Source organism: Emticicia sp. W12TSBA100-4 (assembly GCF_040253585.1).
Lineage (GTDB): Bacteria > Bacteroidota > Bacteroidia > Cytophagales > Spirosomataceae > Emticicia.
In genome coordinates this window covers 309,122-329,566 of record NZ_JBELAU010000010.1, presented here as the reverse complement: position 1 = coordinate 329,566, position 20,445 = coordinate 309,122, and the positions used below count along the sequence as shown (strand labels likewise).

Genomic DNA, 20,445 nt, shown 5'->3' with positions numbered 1-20,445 from the left:
TAACCCTTGAATACCCTGAATACCTTGTATTCCTTGTATTCCTTGGTCTCCTTTGTCCCCTTTGTCTCCTTTTATGCTTGAGCCGTCATTACCTCTCAATATTTTTTGAAGGTTTTTATCTCCACTAATCGCCTCCTTGATTAATTGTTTTACTTCATCTGTGGGTTTGTTTTCGCCCAAAAAACCTAATGTATTTTGTTGTGTATCAGATTTTTGGGGTTCTTTGCCCAATAATGAAAGGCCTGCATAACCTAAGCCACCAATAATTCCAAGTTTTAAAAGTTTCTTTGCCATATCTATTTTTTTGATAAAATTGCCCCTAAAAATAATGCTCCAAATAGCCAAGTACTGGCCGATGCTGTTTGCGATGCCGAACCACCAGTAAAATACAACTCCGCTTCAAGTTTTCTTCGATTGATTAAGGCTGTTTTGAATTTCGTTGCTGTTCCCCATTCAATCTCGAATTGTTTTCTAATATTGGGGTTGTTTGGGTTCGCTATTACCATATCAAGCAATTTGGTATTTGCGAAACGATACGAGCCACGATTGTACGAATAAGAAACCAGCGAATTAAATTGATTTTGCGTAAGTTGTGCAGGTATAACCAGTTTTGAAACGTCATTTTCAAACTCGACTAATATGTCATTGAAAAGTGTTTCGGCCTGTGCCTGTGTGATTTTATCACCACGCTTTACGGGTGTGCCGTCCTTGTAGTATGTATTGCCATAGCCAATAGTCCACTTATCACCATTGTTGTAGGCTGTTAATCGAAGACCTTCACGGTCTTGTAGGAACTTACGGCCTACGCTGTCCAGTCTTTTGATTGCCATTATGATTTGATAGTTTTAAGTACTGTTACACCTGCCCAAATTCCGACACCAATCAATGCGATGTTTGCAATATCTTTCGCTTTGTCGAAACCATCCTTTTTGCTGTCTTCTTCTTTTTTCTTGTCGAGTTCAATTTGTTCTTTTACAGATATTGCACCTTGTTCTATTAACTTTGAAAGGCTGAATAAATTCGATTCCATTGGTACGTAAAAAGGTATTCCGTAAACATCATCGAACTCTAACCAGTATTTATCACGGTTTGCATTGGGTGAAACCCAAGATTGCAAACGTCCTATTGGCTGCCCTTTCTTTGCTGTATAAAAAACACGTCCGTTGTCGTTTGAAGAACGTCTGAGAACCACGTCTTTTGTTACAAAAAAAGCCTTTCCTAAAAGTTGGTCTAATCTGTATAAAGCCATTATAAAATCATTTTTAACATGGAGGTCATTTTCAGCTTTGGTACGATACTTTCGGGTTTGTTTTTCAACTTATCTATCAAAATATCAAGTACTTCAATGCTTTTTTCTTCTCCTATGTGTTTTAGTAAAAGTTCTTGTAATTCCTGTGTTTTAGTCTGGATTTCCATCTTTCAAATTGTTTTTAAAATATTGCTCTGTTGCCTGCATAATACCTTGCTGTACGGTTTCGTTTGCGGCTACTTTTTCAAGTAAATTTCTAAAACTTACACTTGTATTTGCAAGGTCGAAAACGCCCTTAATCATGTTGGGTAAAATCTGTTTAACGACTTCGGGTGCTGCTTCTTTAAATGCTGCACCGATTAGTTTTCCAAAACCTAAGCCTTCATCTTCTACTGGCTTTTTCTTTAAGTCTTCCAGTTCCTTTTCTTTTTGCAATAACTGCATCTGTAAAGGTTGAATTGCCAATTCGGTTTGGGTTTTGCCAAGTAACATTGCCATTTCAAAACCGTATAAACTTGGGTTGGTTGCCTTGGGAGTAGAAAACGCCTGCATTGTTGGGGTTGTGTCGGGGTTGCCTACCGTAAAAGTTTGCACGTTGTATGCTGTCCCATTTTTTGGGGCTGCATGAATAGTGTAAACTCCGTTAGATTTCATTGTTTCAAGCCTTGTTAGTTCTTTCAACAATCTTTCTCCGTTCGGGTCTGTGTTTTTTCCATCTGATTGTACTGGCATCGAGGCGATGGACTTTAAGTTAGAATTTTCAATTTTCCAATAATTAAAGCCCATCGACTTATACCAGTCTAAAATTTGTTCTTTCATTTGAAAGTGATTTTAGCGTTTTTTCTTCATCAAACTTTCGGGAGTAGCATTGTACAACATTTCTGCTGCCTGCTTCAATTCCTCTTTTTCAACCTTATCTTTCAGTTGTTTACTGCGTTTTTTTACGTATGTTTCAAGCTGTTTTTTGGTTGCGTTTGCCTTTGGCTTTTTGAGGTTTTTTTTGCGTCCTTTTTTGGGTTCGCTTCCAAAACCTAAGCCTTTTGCGATGTCATTTAAAAGTCCCATTGTATAAAAATTAAAGTGTTTTTAGAATCAATTTTGGTTGAAAAAGAAGGTGGTTAAAACACCTTTTTTAACGCTTTGAATAACTTGCCACCAGTTATCACATTGCCAAGTACGCCAACTCCTACAACTTTGACTGCAATATCTGCATTAGGGTTTTCGGCTGCCCAGTCGGTGTAAGCCTTTGGCAAGATACCATCTAAGAAAGGCAAGAAACCGTTTGCTTGTGGTGCAGGTGTATCAAGTTTGTTGTTGATTTTGGTCAACGCTCCAATGATACCATCATCATTGATGTCATAATTGAGCAAACCTTCTACTTCGTTAGCTGTTACGCCACCGCCCAAAATTTCTCCAAATCCTTTTTGTTGGAAACCTACAACTTTAAAAGCTGTAATGTCGTTTGCCCAAACCTCTGCTTTCAGTTGTGCAAATGTTTCAATGATACCCAAAGAATTTGCTTCTTCAAGTGTCAAGATTTCAGAAAGAAGCTCTTCCGGGAACGTTGAAGTTTTTGAAATCAAAACTGCATCACTCAAATACTTTTGAGGTTGCAAATTGATTTTATACACTTCATTTGGTGCAGTTCCTGTTTTGCTGTCGATTGCAAAGGCTGCCAAACGGCCGTTAAGGCTTGGTACGCTTGCTTCTTGCACAATTGCAATATGAATGTTATTCAAAGACGGGTTGTGCGTCCCGATGTTTGTCAAGGCTCTTAATTTTGTTGCCATTGTTATTTGATTGATTTATGAATACAAAAATTTATTACTTTTTGAAAAGTGCGTAACCGAGTGCGGCCAAACCTAAACCACCTACAAAAGTGTTTTGAGATATGCCTAAGATTTTTTTATCCTTTTCGGGGTCAGTTGGTGGTGGCGATTCGGGTGGTAAATCACCTGTGCCGTCCCATTGGTCGGTATATAAATCAGAATCATCAGGAACGTCCAAACCGCTATTTTGCATGGTTGCAATAATTTGAGGTAAGTTTGTATATACACCTTCCCAAAGTTTCTTTAGGAATGTTTTCACCTGTGGAGATTTACTGGCGGGTTGTGAAGCTACGATTTGGGCAATTTCTGCGGCTGAATCTTGTGGAATTCCCTTTGCTTCAGCTATTTCAGTTGTTACTTGTCCCCAGCCGTCATATTCCAGTTCGTAGTTTTCTCCGTTTTCGGTTTTAATTTCGGCTTTTCCTGCTGTCTTAAATCCTAATACAGATTTTAATACGCCCTGTTCGCCAAGTATTCTCAACCCGTTTTTTTGGTCATTTGTAAGTGGTTTTTTGAAGTTTAAAAGGTTTGCTCCTTTTGCTTTCAAGGCTGCGAAACTGCCTGCAAAATTGGTTGGGTCAATTTTAGTAACTGCACCACTTACACCGATTGCAGTCACTACTGCACCGAGTTTGCGAAATTGAGGGTCTTTTGATAGTACGCTTGCACCCAAAGAACCGCCCAAAAGTGCAGGTACAACGTTTCGTTTGAAAAGCTGAAAAGATGCTTTTGTTCTTTCTTTTCGTGATAAGGCTCTCCATTGCTCTTTGGTGTAGCCCATTGCATTTAGTCCTGCCATTAATTTTTATTTTTGAAAAGATTTAAGACTGTTTTAATTGCTGCCACGACTGGCGTAGGTAGCGAAAATTGCAAAGGTTGGTCGTATGGAATCGGGATTGCCAAAAAAGACACATTTCCGACTATGCGAAAATTTAAAGGTTTGGCTATTACTGGCAACATTGCACGCAAGCAACTGATAGTATCGGGCAAATAGGTGTTAAACTGTGCCGTGTAAACGTCCGAATTGTTAGGCTTTACCGTTATTGGTTGAGCGATACTGTACGAGCCAAATTCATAAACACCTGCTTTTCCTGCATCGTAGTTGATTCGACCGCCCAATGATTGCACTGTGTAGGCGGTTGTATCGGTGTTTACGATTCTGAAAGGCATATCAAACGACAAAAACCAATTCTTAATTTTGAAGTTTCGAGGAAACAAGAATTTCGGTACGGCCTTCGATGCTGCAACGCCCTTTCTGACGGCCTGTACTGCCACCAGTGCCACCGTGCCACCTATTAGATATTTCCCTGCCTTATTCATAGATACTTCGATACGTTTTTAAGATTTAATTCAATGGCCGAAACCTCTTGCGTAATTGTGTACTTTCGACTTTTGAAATAGCTGCTTAGGTAGCTGCGTTTCTGCATAAGCGAATTTTTAAAGACGTTTTGCAGTTCGGTTTGAATGAGTTGCATTTTTTCAAATGTCAAATCTGTACCGAGTTGGTTTTCAATTTCAATCTGTACTACATTTAGCCAAGACCGAGTAAATAGGCTTTCATAGGGCTTTGTAGATTGTTGAATCTGAATAGCTACTTTTTGAGCCTGTAAATCTGATAGAACCGATGTAAAAGTATTTTCGATTGTATCAGAAAGGTTGTCCACGTCTTTCGTTACTGATTCTTTAGTAAAACTGCCAACACTGGCAGAACTATTGAGCCAATATAGTGACAAGCCTGCACCGATTAAAAAAGCTATTTTGTTGGGTTTTGCCATTGTTTTACATGATACTGAATGTTTAATTGTTTAGGTTTTTGCCTGCACTTGTTGATACAAATCTATGCTAACTGATAGTATATTACCTATTTTCTTTGTATATTTGGTTAATAAATGTTAATCCAGTACTAAAATGATAACATACATATCTGCAAAAGACTTGGTTCGTGTTCGGTCTATTGGTTCGCAAACGGCTGCAAGACGTATTCAAAAAGTGAAGAAAGAAAAGAAACTTACCAATACTAATTTGGTTTCACTGGCTGATTACTGTGAAGTTTTGGGAGAAAACTATATAGAATTACTCGCACTAATAAACACGAATAGCATAGTAGAATTTGTTAAGCTATATCGTACCCTAAATAGTGCGGTTTAATCGGTGGTTTTATTGTGGTTTAAAATTGGTTATTTCGGTGGTTTTTTAGGTAGTTTTTCTGATTTCAATTTTTATCTGCACAAATAAGCATCTATCTACGCATATATATACAGACAGACGGACGGATATTTATATATAAGGGATTTCATCCGTCCGTCCGTCCTTAAATACTAATTTTTTAGTGCCTAAATATCCGTCCGTCCGATGCCTAAAAAACAAAAACAAGAAATTTGGTTTTTAGGTGAAAAACACAAGAAAAACAAAATATTATTTGGTGAGAACGACGGACGGACGGACGAAAACCCATATATAGGGATATATCTATCCGTCCGTCCGTACGTCTGCATACAAAATATTCTTTGGTTTGTTGTTTACGAGAGTAGGTTTATTTGACTGGCCTTTCGGGAGGGTTCTACGTGTACGTAAATCATGGTTGTTTCTATCTTTTCATGTCCCATAATTTCTTGTAAAGTTTCCACGCTCCCACCATGAGCGAGAAACCTTGTAGCGAATGTGTGACGGGAGTAATGAAAGGTAATATCTTTAGCGATATTCAACTTTTTTGCAATTTGCTTTAATCGTACATTTATTTTTTGTTCGGCTGGCAAATCGAAGAAAATAAGAGTATCTTTCTTTACGTCACCGATTAAATTTAAAGCTACTTCGTGAATAGGTATGATTAAACGCTTTATATTCTTAGTTTCTGAAAACTTTCCTTTGATTGGCTCAAAGTCAATGTTACCATTTTTTATGTTTTTGCCACGTATGGCCGTAATATCCGAAATCCTTAGCGAAGTATAACAAGCAAACAAAAAAGCCCTTAAAACAACCTTTTCGGGGTTTGTCGGTAGGTCGGAGAAATAATAGTTTTTGATTGCTTGAAATTCATTTTCAAACAAAAACTCAATCCTGTTTTCTACTTTGGGCATTTTGAACTGGCCACCGAAAGGATACTCAAAAACTATCTTTTCTTTACGAGCCAAATTCATGTACGTTCTAATATCTTTCAGTCTCGACCAAACGGTGTTTCTTTCATGTCCGAGACCTATCAAGAACGCTTTCCAACCTTCAAGCCATTCAACTGATATTTTGTTGAACGGCAAAACCTTGCAATACTCCTGCACCTTATTGATTGATGCTATTTGTGTTTGATAGGTGCTATAAGTTATTTCTTTGGTCTGCTGTCTTGAAAATGCCTTGTTGATTGAATATTTTATGAAATCAGTAGTTGCGTTTTTTTCTTCGAGTTTATGTTTAACCTCCTTCGCCTGTGTGTTTGGGTCACGCTCAAATACTTTATTGATTTTTGATAGTAGATTATTTATTTTTTCGGTGGCTTCGTTGTGCTGTTTCTGACTGGCCGAACCACGAATAAGTACACAATTTTCGGTGTCTATATCTTCAACGCTCCAAGATACACCAGTATTTATGTAGTCATGGCCACCGTTTGCCGAAACATAAAATCTGATTGATGCCACACCGTTACGGATACGTTGATTATTTGGCAATAATTTTAGTTTATATTTCATAGCAAAAGTTTGAGAATGTTTGAAACAATAAACGGACGTAATTAGCTGATACATAGCTAAGTACATCCGTCTTGGTGTTCCCGAAGGGATTCGAACCCCCATCGTCAGAACCGGAATCTAAAATTCTATCCATTGAACTACGGGAACCTTTGTGCAAAGTTACAAAAAATTTCTGCTTCATTTTAAACCTTTTCGACTCTTATTCATCCAAACAATACAAAGCCAGAAAAACTATTCATCTTAAAACAAAGTTTAGCCATGAAAACCTCAATCAAATTACTCGGATTCGCTCTTGCATTAATTACTTTTTCACATATTGATGCCAATGCACAAGGTCGCCGTGACCGTCGTGAAGATATTCGTGACCGTCGTGAAGATGTGCGTGATAAACGAGAAGACCGAAAAGACAAAGCAGAAGACCGCCGTGACCGTGCCGAAGATATACGAGATGCCAAAGAAGACATCAGAGATGCTCGCCATAATGGTGGAAGAAAAGATAGACTGGAGGATATTCGTGATGCAAAAGAAGACGTACGTGACGCAAAGGAGGATGTAAGAGATAGACGTGAAGACCGAAAAGATAAGGCTGAAAACGTACGAGACCGAAAAGAAGATCGCCGTGACCGTCGTCGTGGCACTTATTGATATATTTAAGTTTTAGGGTTTGTAACGCAAAAAAGACGAGCATTTCTACTCGTCTTTTTCTTTTTAAATAACTGCTCAAAAGGCATTTATACCATAAATATCTCTTTCAACTCTACGGCCTCTTCTGGCTTCATTCTCCCAGCAAGCACAAGTCTCAATTGGCGACGACGCAACGCTCCTGCATAAAATTCCTTTTCTTCATCAGTTTCTGGCTCAACTGGTGGTACCTCAATTGGGCGACCAGTTTGGTCAACTGCCACAAATGTCAAAAAAGCTTTATTTGTATTTACCTTTGTTCCCGCAGGAATATTTTCAGCCCAAACCTCGACCACAACTTCCATTGAAGAATTGAAAGCACGTGTGACTTTTGACTGTAACGTAACGACACTTCCGAGAGGAATGGCTTCTTTAAATTGGACATTATCAACCGAAGCAGTCACTACTATTCGGTTACAATGTTTTTGGGCAGCTATTGCCCCCGCAATGTCGAGTAATCTCATTAAATTTCCTCCCATCAGATTTCCAAGTGTGTTGGTATCATTCGGGAAAATCATTTCGGTCATTACCGTCAATGATTCGTTTGCTTTCTTTGGTTTTGGCATTTTATTGTTAATGAATAATTAAAAATGGATAATTGAGAATGAAACTCAACCCGATTTTTTAGTATTTTTTAAGATTGATAAATAGCTCACTGCCAGCCCGTGGCGGTATTGAATTGGTGCATCTTTCGATAGTTTTTAAATCAAAATATGGACTGAAATAAGGAATATATTCTTCTTTTGTTCCACCAAATGGAGGTCCACCCACAAATTCACGGTCGAACAATAAACCAACTAAATGTCCAGTCGGTTTGAGTAACTCGCTCATTTTTTCTGCGTATTTGGGGCGTAAGGTTGGGTCAATGGCACAGAAAAATGTTTGTTCAACTATTAAATCATAGCTACCCGAATGTTCAAAAAAATCTTGATGAATGACTCGACAAACTCCTTTCTCAATATAATCTTTGAGTTTTTCTTGCAAATTCAGCACTAAAACGCCCGAAATATCTATCAGTATAACATCTGTAAACCCCTGTTGAAGCAAATATTCAGCCTCATAAGCGTTTCCGCAGCCTGGAATCAAAATTGAAATTGATTGAGTGCTTAGCTGGTCGAAGTAAGCTTTCAGAGCTGGGCTAACATTGCCTACATCCCAACCTGTTTGTGATTTTGCGTAGCGTTCGCTCCAATATTGGTCGTTGAGCATAGATTTTTGATTTTTCTGCAAAACAACTAAATATTTCGCAAAAAAACGCCTTTTGCTCAGTTTTGAAGCACTTAATTATGCAATGCTATATAAAAGAAGTCTTTTACTCATAAACTTTTTCACCCTTGTTGCACCAGACGCCCCATTTCCAGTTATAGCCGTGAATTTTATTGGTGGGTTTTCCTGCCATGTCATAAACTGGGTTTCCTTGATTGACCCATTCGAAGATGCTTCCATAAAAATTATGGACGTTTTTATAGCCTGCCTGTATTAATTTTTCACCAATTTTGCCACTTCTCACTCCAATCGAGCAGTAAACTACAATATTAGCGTCTTTCGGAATCGAGGAAACATTTTTCATATCAAACTTATCAAAACCCACCCAACGAGCATCTTTTAGGTGGCTCACTTCATATTCTCGTTTTTCACGGGTATCAAGCAGCACCACGTTTTTCATTTTCTTAATATCTTCACAACCAACCATCGGAACCGATTTTGTGACCATTACATTCAATAAGCTATCAAAAGCTTTACTTTTTACTTGTGCATTGGTTGTTTTCGATAAAAACATAATAAAAATCAAGAAAAGGAATCGATTCATTAGTATAATTTTTTTGATAGATAACAGACTTTTTCACAAAAAAGTCCTAAAAACTCATTAAAAAATAAAATATTCATGCTTTTTTTCTACTTTCGCAATCGTTAAACTTCTAAACATCCTTAACCAATTCAATGAAATTCGTAAAATTTATCATAAGTCTCTTAGCTGCGGCTGGTTTGACTTATGCGTTAAACCGTCCACTCGGAGCAGTTCCCGCTCTTGGCAGGCTATTTAGTCCATTCGAGGGTTTTTGGCAAAACGGAGAATCAAAACTCGACCTCCCTCCGACCGACCTCCAACTCGATGGCGTGCAAGACGAAGTAAATGTAGTGTTCGACGATAACCGAGTACCGCACGTTTTTGCCAAAAATGACCACGACGTTTATTTTACACAAGGCTACCTCATGGCTCGTGACCGACTCTGGCAAATGGAGTTCTACACACTCGCTGCCTCTGGTCGATTAGCCGAAGTTGTAGGCGAGCGTGCCTTAGAACTCGACCGCTATAGCCGCCGAATGGGCATGGCTGATGCCGCAAAAAAAGTCTATGAAAACGGCAAAACCAATAAAATTTTTGATGAAGTGCTAAATGCTTACGCTGCGGGCGTAAATGCGTATATCAAGCAACTCAAATACAAAAACCTTCCTGTCGAATACAAAATCATTGGGTATCAACCTGAAGAATGGTCGCCGTACAAAACCATTCTTATGATGATGAATATGCGTAATGTGCTAAACGGTGGCAGCGATGATTTCCGTATGTCGAATGCTCTTTCAAAATACGGAATGGAAGTTGTGAAAGATTTATTTCCGAATTACCCGAGCAACGAATCTCCAATAATTCCGACTGGCACAAAATGGAATTTTACGCCTGTACCAGTGCCAGCAGTACCTGCTCAAACAACTGCCACCTTATCTACCAGCAAAACTGTGGCGTTTGATGTGCCGCAACATTCGCCCGAAATTGGTAGTAATAACTGGGCTGTTGGTGGCGAAAAATCGGCTACTGGCTTGCCTATTTTGGCCAATGACCCACATTTGCAGCTTACTTTACCTTCGATTTGGTATCAAATGCAACTTTGTACCCCAACCATGAATGTTTACGGTGCTTGCTTGCCTGGAGCTCCTGGAGTTGTGATTGGTTTCAATAAAGACGTGGCTTGGGGCGTAACCAATGTTGGCTCTGATGTAATGGATTTTTACCAAATTAAGTTTAAAGACAATACTAAAAAAGAATATTGGTACAATGGTGCATGGAAACATACTACAATGCGAATCGAAGAATTTGTGGTAAAAGGTCGCCCCGAATCTCTGAAAGATACGGTTTATAGCACGCATCATGGCCCAATTGTTTATAATGCAGCTTCTGATAAAAACTTCAATCAAAACGTACCTGTCGGACACGCCATGCGTTGGGTTGCACACGAAAAAGAAGGCACTGATTTGATGGCCTTTTATTACCTAAATCGTGCAAAAAACTACGATGATTATCGCAAAGCATTGACTTATTACGTTGCCCCTGCCCAAAATTTTGTTTTTGCGAGTAACCAAAATGATATTTCGATTACACCAAACGGAAAATTGCCTTTGAAATGGAAAGAACAAGGCAAGTTTATCATGGATGGCTCAAATCCTGCCCACGATTGGCAAGGTTGGATTCCTGTTGACCAAAATCCGACCGTGAAAAATCCTCCGAGAGGTTTTGTGAGTTCGGCTAATCAGTTTTCGGCTGACCCAACTTATCCTTATTATTTAGGTTGGAGATTTGCCCCGAGCGAGCGTGCGATTAGAATCAATGAACGTCTCGAAAGAATGCAAAAAGCCACCATTGATAGCCTAAGAATGCTACAAAATGATAACTTTAATGTAGAAGCTCGTAGAATTTTACCAGTTTTGATGAAAATTTTGAATGCCGATTCATCAGAAAACAAAAATCCTGCTTACCAAACCTTGGCAAAATGGAATATGAAAAATGATGCCAACGAAGTAGGTGCAACCATTTTTGAGCGTTGGATAAAAGAGCTTCGGTACACAGTTTTTGATGATGAGTTCCCGATGAAAGACCTCAAAGCTCCGATGACTTACCCTTCACGCAACCGAATGTGGGATATGGTTGTGAAAGAGCCAACTGCAAAGTGGTTTGATAACGTTTCGACTAAAAACAAACAAGAAACACTTCAAGATGTGGTAAAACTAAGTTTCAAAGCAAGTATCGACTCTTTGACACAGAAACTTGGCCCGATGAACCCAGAAACTTGGGCATGGAATAAAGTAAAAAGTACGGACATCAATCATTTAGGACGTTTGCCGGGTTTTGGCCGCCAAGATATTCCGAATGGTGGTGGTGCAGGAATCGTGAATGCCACGACCGAACTCAACGGTCCATCGTGGAGAATGGTTGTTCAACTTGACAAAGGCTGGCCAAAAGCTTACGGACTTTACCCAGGTGGACAGTCGGGCAACCCTGCAAGTCCATTCTACGACAACATGATTGATAAATGGGCTAAAGGCGAACTCAATGAGCTACTTTTCATGAAATCGAAAGATGAAAAAAGCAACCGTATTTCGGGAACAGTTAAAATAAGTAAAAAATAGTTCTGAATTCTGAGTTTAGAGTTCTGAGTTGTGTTCGTCTCAGAATTCTGAACTCAGCACTCAGCACTCTAAACTCAGAACTCTAATGAACTACATTATCATATTAATCGTCAGTGCAGTTGCACAATATTTTTTACCGTGGTGGGTGATTGCACCCATTGCGTTTGCCATCGGTGCTTGGAAATCAGAAACCGCTTTCGGAGCGTATGCCGCTGCCGCTGGGGCTATTGCCACACTTTGGGTGGGTTATGCTACTTTTTTAAATTCCAATAACGACGGAATCATCGTGCAAAAAATTGGTGGCTTATTCTCTGAAAACATCAAATTCTTGAAAAATCTACCTGTTGTTCCAACATTTTTTACGATTATGGCTATCATTGGCTCACAAGTAGCAGGCCTATCGGCTACGGCTGGCTACCATTTTAGGCAGCTTTTCAAATAAAACTCTTGAAAATCCCTCCGAATCGGGGGGATTTTTTTATATTTGCGAACTTTATTTATTCAAAAACCATTAAAAAAACATCACGAATAGCTTTCTGAGTCAAAGATTCAACTGTCATTTACTCCTTAGCTTGTTTACTAATTTAATTTCTCATGAAAAATCTTTCTATTGTAGTTCTTTTACTTTCAGTAATTATCTGGGGTTGTGACAAATCTGCTTCTACAGCAACATCTGGTGGCAAGCAAGTGGCCGGTCGTATTGTTTATGTAAATACTGACACACTTTTAAACCAATACGATTACTATAAAGACGTCGTGAAATCTTCTGAAAATAAGCGTTTCCGCCTTGAAACTGATATTTCAAACAAAGCCAAAAATTTCCAAAATAAAGTAGCTTTCTTCCAACAAAAAGTACAACAAGGTGGCATGACGCAAGAGCAAGGACAAACAGCTCAGGCTCAATTACAACAAGAAGAGCAATCAATCATGGCATACCGTGATAAAGCAGCTCAAGATTTAGCAAAAGAAGATGCGAAGAAAACTGAAGATGTATTAAACAACATTCAATCATTCTTGAAAGAATTCAACGCTGGTGATAAGTACGATATGGTAATCGGCTACTCGAAAGGTGGTGGTGTATTATTTGCCAAAGAAGATTTAGACATCACGAAAGCCGTTTTGGAAGGTTTGAACAAAAAATACGCAGACGATAAAAAATCAGGCAAAGTAAAAGTTGATACAACTGCAAGTAAATAATTATTAATTAGTCCACAGTCGATAGACCACAGTCCACAGTTTTTAGATATAATATTATTGTTGACAGTAGTCTATCGACTTCATTTCTAAGCAAAATGCCTTTAGACCAAACACCCTATTTTGATTACGACGACGAAGAAAAGGAATCAGAAGGCAAAGAAATGGGTTTTCTTGACCACCTCGAAGAACTTCGTTGGCATTTAATCCGTGCGGCAATTTCAATAGCTTTATTTATGGTTATTGCCTTTGTTTTCATCGGCGATATTTATAATAAAGTCATTTTGGGTCCCGCAAAAGTTGATTTCTGGACTTACAGAATGATGTGTAAACTGGCCGACTTAGTTGGAGCTCCAGGGCTTTGTGTGAGCGAACTCAAATTTGAACTAATGAGTCGTGAAGTTTCGGGACAGTTTGTAATGGCTCTTACTTCAGCGGCAATCATCGGTTTAGTTTTTGCATTTCCTTATGTATTCTGGGAGATTTGGCGATTTGTAAAGCCTGGCTTAAAACCTACAGAAAGTAAATCTGCCCGTGGAGCTGTTTTTTATGTAACATTCTTATTCTTTTCGGGAGTATTTTTTGGTTACTTTATTGTTTCACCGCTGGCTATCAACTTTTTAGTTAATTTCCAGATTGACCCAAGTATCAAAAATCAGTTTGATATTGGTTCGTATATCTCAATCTTGGCAACCCTTACATTGGCTTGTGGTGTGGCATTTCAGCTACCAGTAGCCATTTTTGTTCTGACAAAAATCGGAGTAATCGGGCCAGAGTTTATGCGTACTTACCGCAAACACGCAGTGGTGGTTATCTTAGTTGTGGCGGCCATTATCACACCATCACCTGACGTAACAAGTCAGATTTTGGTAGCTTTCCCACTCTATATTTTGTATGAAATAAGTATTGTTATTTCAGCAAGAGAAGAAAAACGAAAATTAGCTGAAGAGAAGGCGGCAGGAATTAAGGATTGATTATTTGAAGATACATACCTCCTTAAAAAACATATAATTTGAAGAAGTGAAAATAATATTAAAACAGTAGTAGCGTGAGTTACTACTGTTTTTTTTGCGAGTACATTTGAGAAAGAGAGTTTTATAAATTTGGTCTTTTATTACTGTAAGCTTAAATTGATTTTAGACTTTGTCCAAACCTATCAAACCATTTACTCTACAACTCCGTAATAGCCTAAGATATAAGCGGTTTGGCAATACTTTAAAGTAAGTAAAATTTGCTCCAGAGGAGCTTGAGAGGTAGAGTAGTCATATTTTCTACAGCAGCGGCCGACCGTCGATACTTAACTCCTACTTAGTATTTCTCTATTTTCAAGTCATTGATTATAAATATTTTATGAAAACTTCATAATCCCAAACTCAAATTAAACAACAAACAAGTGTCACCAATGAAAAACTTGATGATACTTGTTTATTGATATAACTTACTGACTATCAAGCAATAACCGTTTGTATTTTTGAAAAATAAAAATTAGAAACGAGTAAAACCACCAACATAACAAGCGGAGGTATAATAGCCGAAGTTGGATCGCCGATATTGATATGGGCAATTGCAGCCGAAATAAAAGTAATGATAAAGCCAGCATAAGCCCATTCTTTGACCTTGCTTGGAATTTGTGGAATAAGTAGCACTAATGCACCAATAATCTTAGCTGTTCCAAGTTCAACTCTAAAGAAATCTGGAAAACCAATGTGTTTGAAAGAATCTGCAATTTGAGGATTTGTAAAATAAGCATATCCGCTAAAAATCATCATCGCTCCGATAATTCCAGTACTAACCCAATAAATAATTTTGTCTTTTTTCATTTTTAACTTTAATTTAGAATATTTCTGCAAACTTATTTATATTTGCTTTACAAAAGATAGTACTATACTAAAGGATAGTGCTATCGTTGAGGATAGCAATAGCAAAATGATAGAATTATGACAGAATCTAAGCAAATACACAACCCAGAAGAATGTACAAAAATGATTGTACCTGTGCGGGATGCTTTAGAAATATTGAATGGAAAATGGAAGTTGCCAATTATTCTTTCATTAACTTTCGGAGCGAAACGATTTAAACAAATCTCGAAAGACATCAACGGCATTACCGATAAAATGCTTTCTAAAGAATTGAAAGATTTAGAAATGAATCAGTTGGTCAAACGAACTGTGCATGATACTTTTCCACCGACGGTTGAGTATGCGATTACAGAGCATGGGAAATCGCTCGAAAAAATGATAAGCGAACTTCGAAATTGGGGTCTTGAACACCGTAAACAAATAATGGGACATTAAAATGAACTTCTTCGATATAAATAATATACTTTTTGATTTTTTGGGCGTAAAAATGAGTCACCTCGAATTCTACGCAACGCTTACGGGTTTGGTGGCGGTCATTTTGTCGGTACGTGAAAATGTGTGGAGTTGGGTGTTAGGCTTGATAAATGTCATGTTGGCGTTTATGATGTTTTATCAGATTCAGCTTTACCCAGATATGTTTTTACAAATTTTCTTTTTCATTACAAATATCATTGGTTTTTGGCAATGGAAATTTCCGAAAGCACAAAAAGCCAATCTGAAGAATGAATTAAAAATCAGTCAGTTATCTCTGAAACAATTCGGCATATATTCATTAACTGGCTTAATTTGCACTTATTTACTTGGTACTTTTGCCAAGAATTTGAGCGAACTAATTCCGCAACTTTTTAGTAAACCAAGTGCATTTCCGTACATGGATTCTTTCACGACTGTCATGAGTATTTTTGCTACATTTTTACTCATCAGAAAAAAAGTAGAAGCATGGTGGATGTGGCTGGCCATTGACATCATAAGTACTTACATGTATTTTGTGAAAGAGGTGAAGTTATATTCATTATTGTATGCTATTTTCTGCGTAATTGCACTTTTCGGAGCAATTAACTGGACAAAAGAGTATAGAAAAACTATGTAAGATCAACAGGCAAGTACAGGATAGTTTTATAATTTTTTAAATAGAAAATTGCATCTGTTTTTTTAAAGAATTAGTAAAACGTAGCACCGAATTAAACATTTATCATTCAACATTAATCATTGACTAAGATGCTCAGTAGCGATATTATTCAACAACATAACGAAAAATTACAGGCCGACCACCAGTTTAGATTGGCATATTTGACCGAACTCCTCGACCGTAAAGGCATTGATATTCAAATAGTTATTGATAAAATTAAAGCTTTTCAAGTAGCCATTCCAAGTTGGGCTTTGGGTACGGGCGGAACTCGCTTCGGGCGTTTCCCTAATGGTGGTGAACCAAGAAATTTAGAAGAAAAAATTGAAGATGTAGGTCTGATTCACCAGTTAAATCGTTCATCAAACTCGATTTCGTTGCATATTCCGTGGGATATTCCATCGGATGCCAATGCTATCAAACAATTATTGAAAGCTAATGATTTGACGATTGACTCGGTAAACTCTAATACTTTTCAAGACCAAAAAGACCAACCATATTCTTATAAATTTGGCTCGCTTTCGCACACCAAAAGCGAAGTGCGTGATTTGGCCATCGAACACAATATTCAGTGCGTTGAATACGGCAAAATGCTTGATTCTAAAGTACTTACAGTTTGGTTGGCCGATGGCTCAAACTTCCCTGGACAATCTCACATGAGAAGTGCCTACCAACGCACAAGCGATTCATTATCGAGTATTTATAAATCAATGCCCGACGATTGGACGATGTTAATTGAATACAAGCCTTACGAACCGCATTTCTACTCAATGGTGATTCCTGATTGGGGAACTTCGTATTCGCTTTGCCAAACGGTGGGAAAAAATGCTCAAGTTTTGGTAGATTTAGGCCACCATTTGCCAAACACTAACATCGAACAAATTGTTGGACGCTTGATGCATTTCGGTCGTCTCGGTGGGTTCCACTTCAATGGTTCAATGTACGGCGATGATGATTTGACAACGGGAAGCATCAAACCTTACCAATTCTTCTTGATTTTCAATGAATTGGTTGATGGAATGCAAGACCCAAGCGTAAAAAATCCGCCATTGGCATGGATGATTGATGCGAGTCACAACACAAAAGACCCAATCGAAGATTTATTGCAGTCGGTAAATGCAATTCTGACGACTTACACAAAAGCACTTTTAGTTGATAGAGTAGCACTGGCCGATGCCCAAGAAAACAACGATGTGTTGCGTGCCGAAGAGTTATTGCGTGATACTTTCTTGACTGATGCAAGAGCTTTGGTAGCAGAGGCAAGTCGCCAAGCAGGTGGAGCAATCGACCCAATTGCCACTTTTCGTGGAGCACAAATTAGAAGTGGTTTAGTTAATAAAAGAGGCTTTAGCGTGGCTACGGGGCTGTAAGTTTCGGTCTGTACCGAAGGTCTGACCGTATTGTTATAGAGATAAATTTCAACATGAAATAAAAAGGTCAGACCTTCGGTACAGACCTTTAGACCTTAAAAATATGAAAGTAGCCCTATTTATACCTTGTTACGTTGACCAATTTTATCCGAATGTGGGTGTAGCAACCTTGCAATTATTGGAAAAATTGGGTGTGGATGTAGTGTTTCCGATGAAACAAACGTGCTGTGGACAACCGATGGCCAATGGTGGTTGCGAGCAAGATTCTAAAGATGTTTACGAACATTTTGTTAATACATTTTCAGAGTTTGATTATATCGTTACACCTTCGGGAAGCTGCACTTATCATATCAAAAAACATTATGATATAATAGAGCAAACGCCCGCCGTTCAGAGAGTCAGAAAGTCGGTGTATGAATTAGTCGATTTTATTGAAAATGTGCTAAAAATAGAAGAAATTCCTGTCAATTTCCCACATAAAGTTGGTTTGCATTTGAGTTGTCACGGTCAGCGTGGACTTCGCCAGGCCAATGCTTCCGAAATTACAAGTGTGAGAGATGGACAAATTTCAAAATTACTTCGTAAACTAAAAAGCATCGAGCTCACAGAGCTCGACCGAAACGACGAATGTTGTGGCTTTGGCGGAATGTTTTGTGTAACCGAAGAAGCAGTTTCGGCACGTATGGGAAAAGACCGAATCGCTGACCACCTTCGCAACGGAACGAAGGTTTTGACAGGGGGTGATGTATCATGTTTAATGCACCTCGAAGGCATTGTAAAACGCCAAAACGCACCAATAAAAGTAATGCACATAGCCGAAATTTTGAACGGAAATCAACCATGAACCACCAAAATCACCCAAAATTAGCCGAAGCTTTCAATAAAGATTTTGAGCGTACGACTTGGCACGATGAAACGCTTTGGTTTGTGCGTCAGAAACGAGATAAAGCGGTTTATCCAATTCCCGAATTTCAAGATTTACGCACTCTTGCGTCCGAAATCAAAGACCATACACTGAGCAATCTTGATAATTACCTCATCGAATTTGAGCAGAATGCCATAAAAAATGGCGTAAAAGTGCATTGGGCTGCAGATGCCGCCGAGCACAATCAAATTGTGATGGAGATTATCAAAAACTCGTGCAAAGTTGAAGGAAGAAATCCTCGTTTGGTGAAAAGCAAATCAATGCTTACCGAAGAATGCCATTTGAATGGTTTTCTCGAAAAAAATAATATTGATGTAGTAGATACAGACTTGGGCGAACGCATCGTACAGTTTAGAAACGAGCCACCAAGCCATATTGTATTGCCCGCTATTCACCTAAAAAAAGAAGATGTTGGCGAAACTTTCCATGAACATCTTGGTACAACTAAAGGCGAAAAAGACCCTCAAGTTCTGACCGAAGCGGCTCGTCAGCATCTAAGAGAAAAATTTGTAGCGGCCGACGTGGCTCTTACAGGCGTAAACTTTGCAATTGCCGAAACTGGTAGTTTTGTGGTTTGTACCAACGAAGGGAATGCCGATTTAGGCGTAAATTTGGCAAAAGTTCACATTGCTTGCATGGGTATAGAAAAGATTATTCCAAAGCTTCTTCATTTATCAGTTTATACTCGATTGCTTGCCAGAAGTGCTACTGGTCAACCGATTACAACTTATACTTCGCATTTCACAAAGCCAGCCGAAGGCAAAGAAATGCACATCGTGATTGTGGATAATGGCCGAACCCAACAACTCGGCAGAGCCGATTTCAGAAATTCATTGAAGTGTATCCGTTGTGGGGCTTGTATGAATACTTGTCCAGTTTATCGCCGAAGTGGCGGGCATAGTTATGATTTTACCGTTCCTGGCCCAATTGGTGCAATTCTTTCTCCTAATATTGATTTACACAAACATAAAAGTTTGCCTTTTGCCTCTACGCTTTGTGGTTCGTGTTCATATGTTTGCCCTGTAAAGATTGATATTCACGTTCAACTTTATAAATGGCGACAAATTGTTGGTCAAGCAAATGAACTTTCTACGACAAAAAAATGGGGTATGAAAGGTATGGCAAAAGTGCTTTCGATGCCGAAAGTGTATGATTTGAGTGGAAAATTGGCTCGTGGAGCTTTGCGGATTTTACCGCATGGACTCACGCATAATCAAAGCATGAATCCATGGGCAAAAGCAAGAGAATTACCCGACGCTCCAAAGCAGAGTTTTAAGGAATGGTATGAGGAAAATAGGAAATAAAACCTCATAAAATACCAATAACTAATTACCAAATAACTAATATCTACTTGTGACCAGCAGAGAAAAAATATTAAATAGCATCGCCAGCAATAAACCAGCCTTGACTACATTGCCAAATGTGCCAATCTTTGAAGGTGATGGAAGCATTGAGCGATTCAAAACTGTATTGGAAGGTATCGGTGGTAGAGCCATAGAAGTGGCTTCAAAAACTGATTGTCAAGCAGCTATCGACAAGTATTACAGCGATTTAAAAAATGTGGCCTCTGATATTGTCAAAGCAAACGTTGCCGTAAATCTTGATACAACTAAAGAGATTTTAGAACAAGTCGATTTAGCAGTAATTCAAGGAGAAATTGGTGTTGCCGAAAACGGTACCATTTGGGTGCCTGAGAGCAACATGCTCAACCGTGCCTTGCCGTTTATTACCCAACATTTGGTTTTAGTGCTTGACAAAAACAATATCGTTGCCAACATGCAGCAAGCCTACAATAAACTTGAAGATGTAGGTAACTATGGCGTTTTTATAGCTGGGCCATCAAAAACTGCCGATATTGAACAATCTTTAGTTATTGGGGCTCACGGAGCAAGAAGTATGATGGTGTTGATTTATTGAAGCCAATCGACTTTCAAACACTACCGCTTACTAAGTTTATGACTCGCATCATGATTTGGACTCTTATTTGTAGGTATATTAGATTTACTTTACTGATAACATTAAAGAATCCTTCAAATGAGCGAAAGGTTTACCCGCATGTTCTTTACATCGGTTCTTTTAGTCAATATCTACTTTTTTATAAAGATTGAGCCTAACGAACTAAAAAATCAAA

The 20,445-nt window shown here is 38.5% G+C and carries 27 protein-coding genes and 1 tRNA gene; 12 read left to right on the top strand and 16 right to left on the bottom strand.

The window, feature by feature from the left end; all coding sequences use genetic code 11:
• From ABR854_RS16890 to ABR854_RS16845, 10 genes are all read right to left on the bottom strand, one after another.
• The coding region (locus tag ABR854_RS16890) for a hypothetical protein (protein WP_350266742.1) at positions 1-294 on the bottom strand (294 nt) is incomplete at its 3' end.
• A gap of 2 nt (positions 295-296) precedes the next feature.
• Positions 297-830 (bottom strand): lysozyme, encoded by a 534-nt coding sequence (locus ABR854_RS16885; protein WP_350266740.1) that lies wholly within the window; start codon positions 828-830, stop codon positions 297-299.
• Positions 830-1,249: a hypothetical protein gene (locus ABR854_RS16880; RefSeq protein ID WP_350266738.1), complete on the bottom strand. Its 420-nt coding sequence runs from the start codon at positions 1,247-1,249 to the stop codon at positions 830-832. Before ABR854_RS16880 ends, ABR854_RS16885 begins: the two co-directional genes overlap by 1 nt.
• The gene (locus tag ABR854_RS16875; protein WP_350266737.1) at positions 1,249-1,416 is read right to left on the bottom strand and encodes a hypothetical protein; all 168 of its coding nucleotides are present in this window, start codon (positions 1,414-1,416) and stop codon (positions 1,249-1,251) included. Before ABR854_RS16875 ends, ABR854_RS16880 begins: the two co-directional genes overlap by 1 nt.
• Positions 1,400-2,068, bottom strand: a complete 669-nt coding sequence (locus ABR854_RS16870) for a hypothetical protein (protein WP_350266735.1) — start codon at positions 2,066-2,068, stop codon at positions 1,400-1,402. Before ABR854_RS16870 ends, ABR854_RS16875 begins: the two co-directional genes overlap by 17 nt.
• Positions 2,069-2,080: 12 nt before the next feature.
• Positions 2,081-2,314 (bottom strand): hypothetical protein, encoded by a 234-nt coding sequence (locus ABR854_RS16865; RefSeq protein ID WP_350266733.1) that lies wholly within the window; start codon positions 2,312-2,314, stop codon positions 2,081-2,083.
• A 53-nt stretch (positions 2,315-2,367) separates the two neighbouring features.
• Entirely contained in the window at positions 2,368-3,039 is a 672-nt protein-coding gene (locus ABR854_RS16860; protein WP_350266731.1) for a hypothetical protein, read from the bottom strand.
• Between the two features lie 34 nt (positions 3,040-3,073).
• Positions 3,074-3,877 carry a hypothetical protein gene (locus ABR854_RS16855; protein WP_350266729.1) on the bottom strand — a complete coding sequence of 268 codons (804 nt, stop codon included), beginning with the start codon at positions 3,875-3,877 and terminating at the stop codon, positions 3,074-3,076.
• Positions 3,877-4,398 carry a hypothetical protein gene (locus tag ABR854_RS16850; protein ID WP_350266727.1) on the bottom strand — a complete coding sequence of 174 codons (522 nt, stop codon included), beginning with the start codon at positions 4,396-4,398 and terminating at the stop codon, positions 3,877-3,879. The genes ABR854_RS16855 and ABR854_RS16850 overlap by 1 nt, the downstream gene beginning before the upstream one ends.
• Complete coding sequence (locus tag ABR854_RS16845) at positions 4,395-4,853, bottom strand: hypothetical protein (RefSeq protein ID WP_350266726.1); 459 nt, start codon at positions 4,851-4,853, stop codon at positions 4,395-4,397. The genes ABR854_RS16850 and ABR854_RS16845 overlap by 4 nt, the downstream gene beginning before the upstream one ends.
• A gap of 133 nt (positions 4,854-4,986) precedes the next feature.
• Here ABR854_RS16845 and ABR854_RS16840 point away from each other — a divergent pair, with 133 nt between their 5' ends.
• On the top strand, positions 4,987-5,226 hold the full coding sequence (locus ABR854_RS16840; protein ID WP_350266724.1) for a hypothetical protein: 240 nt from the start codon (positions 4,987-4,989) through the stop codon (positions 5,224-5,226).
• Positions 5,227-5,597: 371 nt separating this feature from the next.
• Here ABR854_RS16840 and ABR854_RS16835 read toward each other — a convergent pair whose 3' ends face one another.
• The gene (locus ABR854_RS16835) at positions 5,598-6,755 is read right to left on the bottom strand and encodes a site-specific integrase (RefSeq protein WP_350266723.1); all 1,158 of its coding nucleotides are present in this window, start codon (positions 6,753-6,755) and stop codon (positions 5,598-5,600) included.
• Positions 6,756-6,827: 72 nt separating this feature from the next.
• Positions 6,828-6,902: transfer RNA gene (locus tag ABR854_RS16830), tRNA-Arg, on the bottom strand.
• A 111-nt stretch (positions 6,903-7,013) separates the two neighbouring features.
• On the opposite strand from ABR854_RS16830, the gene ABR854_RS16825 reads away from it, so the two are divergent.
• Positions 7,014-7,400, top strand: a complete 387-nt coding sequence (locus tag ABR854_RS16825; RefSeq protein ID WP_350266722.1) for a hypothetical protein — start codon at positions 7,014-7,016, stop codon at positions 7,398-7,400.
• 86 nt (positions 7,401-7,486) lie between these two features.
• On the opposite strand, the gene ABR854_RS16820 is transcribed toward ABR854_RS16825, so the two are convergent.
• The 3 genes from ABR854_RS16820 to ABR854_RS16810 all read right to left on the bottom strand — a co-directional run bounded on the left by ABR854_RS16820 (position 7,487) and on the right by ABR854_RS16810 (position 9,246).
• Positions 7,487-8,002, bottom strand: coding sequence for an acyl-CoA thioesterase (locus ABR854_RS16820; RefSeq protein WP_064197983.1), 516 nt, complete (start codon positions 8,000-8,002; stop codon positions 7,487-7,489).
• A gap of 58 nt (positions 8,003-8,060) precedes the next feature.
• On the bottom strand, positions 8,061-8,645 hold the full coding sequence (locus ABR854_RS16815) for a methyltransferase (RefSeq protein ID WP_350266720.1): 585 nt from the start codon (positions 8,643-8,645) through the stop codon (positions 8,061-8,063).
• 103 nt (positions 8,646-8,748) lie between these two features.
• A complete protein-coding gene (locus tag ABR854_RS16810) occupies positions 8,749-9,246 on the bottom strand; it encodes a rhodanese-like domain-containing protein (RefSeq protein WP_350266718.1) in 498 nt (165 codons plus the stop codon).
• A 131-nt stretch (positions 9,247-9,377) separates the two neighbouring features.
• Here ABR854_RS16810 and ABR854_RS16805 point away from each other — a divergent pair, with 131 nt between their 5' ends.
• From ABR854_RS16805 to tatC, 4 genes are all read left to right on the top strand, one after another.
• Positions 9,378-11,840 carry a penicillin acylase family protein gene (locus ABR854_RS16805; protein ID WP_350266717.1) on the top strand — a complete coding sequence of 821 codons (2,463 nt, stop codon included), beginning with the start codon at positions 9,378-9,380 and terminating at the stop codon, positions 11,838-11,840.
• Positions 11,841-11,925: 85 nt separating this feature from the next.
• On the top strand, positions 11,926-12,282 hold the full coding sequence (locus ABR854_RS16800; RefSeq protein ID WP_350266716.1) for a hypothetical protein: 357 nt from the start codon (positions 11,926-11,928) through the stop codon (positions 12,280-12,282).
• Positions 12,283-12,434: 152 nt separating this feature from the next.
• Positions 12,435-13,037, top strand: coding sequence for an OmpH/Skp family outer membrane protein (locus ABR854_RS16795; protein ID WP_350266715.1), 603 nt, complete (start codon positions 12,435-12,437; stop codon positions 13,035-13,037).
• Positions 13,038-13,132: 95 nt separating this feature from the next.
• On the top strand, positions 13,133-14,008 hold the full coding sequence (tatC, locus tag ABR854_RS16790; protein WP_064197977.1) for a twin-arginine translocase subunit TatC: 876 nt from the start codon (positions 13,133-13,135) through the stop codon (positions 14,006-14,008).
• Between the two features lie 474 nt (positions 14,009-14,482).
• Here the strand turns inward: tatC and ABR854_RS16785 are convergent, their stop codons facing one another.
• Positions 14,483-14,854: a DoxX family protein gene (locus ABR854_RS16785; protein WP_350266713.1), complete on the bottom strand. Its 372-nt coding sequence runs from the start codon at positions 14,852-14,854 to the stop codon at positions 14,483-14,485.
• Between the two features lie 117 nt (positions 14,855-14,971).
• Between ABR854_RS16785 and ABR854_RS16780 the strand changes: the two genes are divergently transcribed.
• From ABR854_RS16780 to ABR854_RS16755, 6 genes are all read left to right on the top strand, one after another.
• The gene (locus ABR854_RS16780; protein WP_064197975.1) at positions 14,972-15,328 is read left to right on the top strand and encodes a winged helix-turn-helix transcriptional regulator; all 357 of its coding nucleotides are present in this window, start codon (positions 14,972-14,974) and stop codon (positions 15,326-15,328) included.
• Position 15,329: 1 nt separating this feature from the next.
• Positions 15,330-15,983, top strand: coding sequence for a nicotinamide riboside transporter PnuC (gene pnuC, locus ABR854_RS16775; protein WP_350266710.1), 654 nt, complete (start codon positions 15,330-15,332; stop codon positions 15,981-15,983).
• A gap of 128 nt (positions 15,984-16,111) precedes the next feature.
• Positions 16,112-17,389, top strand: a complete 1,278-nt coding sequence (locus ABR854_RS16770; RefSeq protein ID WP_350266709.1) for a sugar isomerase — start codon at positions 16,112-16,114, stop codon at positions 17,387-17,389.
• Positions 17,390-17,492: 103 nt separating this feature from the next.
• The gene (locus tag ABR854_RS16765; protein WP_350266707.1) at positions 17,493-18,233 is read left to right on the top strand and encodes a (Fe-S)-binding protein; all 741 of its coding nucleotides are present in this window, start codon (positions 17,493-17,495) and stop codon (positions 18,231-18,233) included.
• Positions 18,230-19,618 (top strand): lactate utilization protein B, encoded by a 1,389-nt coding sequence (locus ABR854_RS16760; RefSeq protein ID WP_350266705.1) that lies wholly within the window; start codon positions 18,230-18,232, stop codon positions 19,616-19,618. Before ABR854_RS16765 ends, ABR854_RS16760 begins: the two co-directional genes overlap by 4 nt.
• 49 nt (positions 19,619-19,667) lie before the next feature.
• A complete protein-coding gene (locus ABR854_RS16755; protein WP_350266703.1) occupies positions 19,668-20,231 on the top strand; it encodes a LutC/YkgG family protein in 564 nt (187 codons plus the stop codon).
• Positions 20,232-20,445 lie beyond the last annotated feature (214 nt).